Source organism: Bacteroidota bacterium, from assembly GCA_018831055.1.
Lineage (GTDB): Bacteria > Bacteroidota > Bacteroidia > Bacteroidales > B18-G4 > M55B132.
This window is the reverse complement of the sequence record JAHJRE010000252.1, coordinates 1-3,364: the sequence shown is the minus strand read 5'-3', so window position 1 is coordinate 3,364 and position 3,364 is coordinate 1. Positions and strand designations below refer to the sequence as shown.

The 3,364-nt window shown below is 54.3% G+C and carries 3 protein-coding genes; all 3 read right to left on the bottom strand.

The window, feature by feature from the left end; genetic code table 11:
- Positions 1-653, bottom strand: a 653-nt coding sequence (locus KKA81_16130; GenBank protein MBU2652455.1) for a sugar phosphate isomerase/epimerase, incomplete at its 3' end; no start/stop codon positions are given.
- 258 nt (positions 654-911) lie between these two features.
- On the bottom strand, positions 912-1,931 hold the full coding sequence (locus KKA81_16125; GenBank protein MBU2652454.1) for a LacI family transcriptional regulator: 1,020 nt from the start codon (positions 1,929-1,931) through the stop codon (positions 912-914).
- Positions 1,932-2,117: 186 nt separating this feature from the next.
- Complete coding sequence (locus KKA81_16120; protein ID MBU2652453.1) at positions 2,118-3,230, bottom strand: glycosyltransferase; 1,113 nt, start codon at positions 3,228-3,230, stop codon at positions 2,118-2,120.
- Between the last annotated feature and the right edge of the window lie 134 nt (positions 3,231-3,364).

The following is a 3,364-nucleotide window of genomic DNA, read 5'->3' as shown; positions in this document are numbered from 1 at the left end:
CCGACGGTTTCGCACAGCTTGAAGAACTTTTTCCACTTTACCTCTCCCTGGCCGATTACAGGTTCGGCGATCTTGGAAGAGAATTCCTTCAGGTGTACCGTGCGGGCGCGACCGGCATATTTTTCCAGATATGGCAACGGGTCGGCACCGCCGTGCAGGGCGTTGCCGGTGTCGATCTGCATGACGACGTCGCGGCAGGTGTTGTCGAAGAAAAAGTCCCACGGCTTTTTCCCTTCCACGGGAGTGAACTCGGTGTGGTGGTTGTGATAGCCAGTGAACATGCCATGCTTCTTCAGCTTGGCGGCGAGTTCGTTGAAAATATCCGCCGTCTTTTTCCAGGCGGCGAGGTTTTCCGTATATTCCTTGGGCAGGCCGGGAATGATCGGGTATTTGCTGCCGATTTCCGCCTGATACGCCACGGTTTTTTCGAATTCGTCGCCCAGCATGGTGGGAATGCCCAGGTGCGAACCGGCGACCTTGAGGCCGTTGTCGTCCAGCATCTTTTTGACATCCTTCGCCTTGTGCTCGAAAAATCCGGCGAACTCCACGCCGTCATACCCCATTTCCGCCACTTTCCTCAGCGCTTCCGCCAGGTTGTTCTTGCATTCCTCTCGAATGGAATACAACTGCAACGCAATCGGAATCCTGCTCATTTCTTTCTCCAGTGTGAACTTTGAATTATTGAAAATATCCCGGACGCCCGGGTCATGTTTATAAGGTCTTAGTTTATTATAGGCGAAGAGGTCAAGTCTCCAGTTGACAGTCTCCAGTGTTTGTTTCCGAAAGCTAATTACAGAATAGTGGGACAGGCAATTTTTCTACTGTTTGATCCTGAGCGTTTGTACAGTAATTACTGGAGACTGCCAACTGGAGACTAAAAATCCTCTCCCCTAAAGATGAAAAAGTCGTTTTCAAGCCGATTCCCTGACCACCAGTCGCGGCGGGATAACCGTGCTGGATTCTTCCTTGCCGTAGATCATGCGGATGATTTTCGTCACCGCCACCTTTCCCAGTTCCCGCATCGGTTGGTTGATGGTGGTAAGCGGCGGGTTCAGGTAAGGCGTAAGGTAGAGGTCGTCGTAGCCGATGACGTAAACGTCTCGCCCTATTACCAGCGGGGTATTGGTCAGACAGCCATACAGGTGCAGAGCGTTCATGTCGGCGGAACAGAAAATCCCGCAGGGCAGCTTCGTTGCCGAGGAATGCAGGATTTTATCGATAGCTCGGTTCGGGTCTGTGATCCACTGCACCTTCTGGCCGCTTTCGGCAATAACTTCTTCGTAACCGCGTTTCCTGGTCAGGGCGTAACCGTGCAATGCAGTTTCCGGCGCCAGCGGTTTAGGTGCGGAGGCGTTGTAGGAGCCGAAAAAGTAATAGCTGCGGCAGTTCTTCTGCAACAGATGCCGTCCGGCGATGCGCCCTCCCTCCAGGTCGTCGATGGAAACCGTGACCGCATCCTTGACGGTATAGGCGTCGCTGATGAAAACCGATTTGCCGCCGCGTTGGAGGAACTTTTCCATAATCCCGTTCACTTCCGCCCCGAGATTGTGATAGGGATAGCTGATAATGCCGCAATGGCGGCTGTCGGAAGTGGATTCCATGAAATCGCGGTAGCGCTTGATCGAAAGCCCGAAGCGGAACCCCAGCGGGAAGCCTTCCTCCTCCGCCTGTTCCGAAATGCCGAAAGTCATTTCCGCGATCAGCTTGTTGGGGGTCTCCGGCAGAAACACGCCGATCACCGGCGCTTTGCCGCGTTTGAGAAATTCCGCCGCGCGGTTGTGGCGATAGCCCATTTTCTTCGCGATTTTCTCCACGTGCAGACGAGTCTCTTCCGACACCCGCGCGTTTTTGTCAGGCTGGGGATTCAGCGCCCGCGACGCGACCGACACCGACACTCCCGCGGCCTTGGCAATCTCTTTCAGGGTCGACATACTTTCTCCGAACAAACGTTTGCGCAGCCTATACCGGGATAATATCCTCTTTATCGGCGTTGTCAAATATTTTGAACATACGTTTGCGCAAATTTATAAAAAAAAAAGTCTTTAGTCAGCGGGATTGCGTTTCCGCCGCACGCGGATTTATTCTATACAGCGTGCAACTTGGGATTAGGGAAGGGATTACAGATATTTCAGAAAAGCGGCTTCATATCCTGCCACCATTTTGTTTAGCGAGAAAAATTCCGCCCGTGCTTTCAGCGAAGGGATGAAGGCGGTTGTCTCGCTGGCGGGAAGGGCGGCGATTTCGGCGATTCTTTTTGCGATTTCCCGCGGCGATTCGGCGGGAACGTAAAAAACGCCTGGGGTATTTACCGCAACTTCTTGTAGCGAATCTATTTCCGACGCCAGCACCGGTACGCCGCACGCCAGCGTTTCCAATAAAACCAACGGCATTCCCTCCCAGCGTGAGGGCACGACGCAGAGGTCGAGCGCGGGGATGAACTCTTCAGCGGCGGGGAAATATCCGGCGAAGACCAGTTGGTCTGATACTCCGAGTTCCCACGCAAGTTCTTTCAGAGCAAATTCTTCCGGCCCGTAACCCGCCAGCGCGTAGCGGCAGTCTACGCCATCGTTTTTCAGCCAGGCAATTGCCTGCAGGAACAGGTCAAACCCTTTCTGGAAATTGAAGCGACCGAATCCTCCGATCAGGAAGGCGTCTTCCGGCACGCCGATTTCGGCACGGATAGAACATCTGTTGGCAGAATTTGGCAGGGCTTCGAAGCGGGACAAGTCAATGCCGTTATGAATCACAGTGAAAAATTGGTCAGGCAAACCAGTCTGTTCCTGGTGGAATTTTTTAGCCGCCTCGCTGACGCAGATTTCCAGATCGCACCAGCGGGAGGTCAATCTGTCCAGCCGGAAGTGCCACCCCTTCCGCCTTTTTTCGACAATGTGGACGGTCGAGATCACCGGGATTTTTTTAGGCAGCAGCGCCGCCGCCAGGCGGCCAGTCACGTTGGCATGAATGAGATGGGTGTTAAGCAGGTGAATATTTTTTTCCAGCAGCAGTTTGCGGATTTTGAGCACCACGTCCACGCGCCAGGGGTGATACGCGCCCAGGTCAATCACTTCGATTCCGTGCGCGCGGATGCGGTCGGCGTATTCCCCGCGCCCGTCCAAAGCCGCGACGGTGACGCGGAATTTCTCCTGGTCAAGGCTGACGGCGAGGTCGTGAACGATGCGTTCCGCGCCGCCGGGTCGCATTTCCGTGGTCAGCAGCAGGATATTGAACAAGTTGATCCCCGGAGTACGCGCAGGTACGATGACTCTACTTGAAATGTGTTCCGCCCAGCGCGGCGGAAAGCATCCCTTTTAGCACCGCCAGGTCGTGCAAGGCCAGACCGGCGGAATGATAAAATCTTCCTTTG

What these genes read in the sequence shown, in the direction of transcription:
- KKA81_16125 (MBU2652454.1), bottom strand. Translation starts at nt 1,931, where the DNA reads ATGTCGACCCTGAAAGAGATTGCCAAGGCCGCGGGAGTGTCGGTGTCG.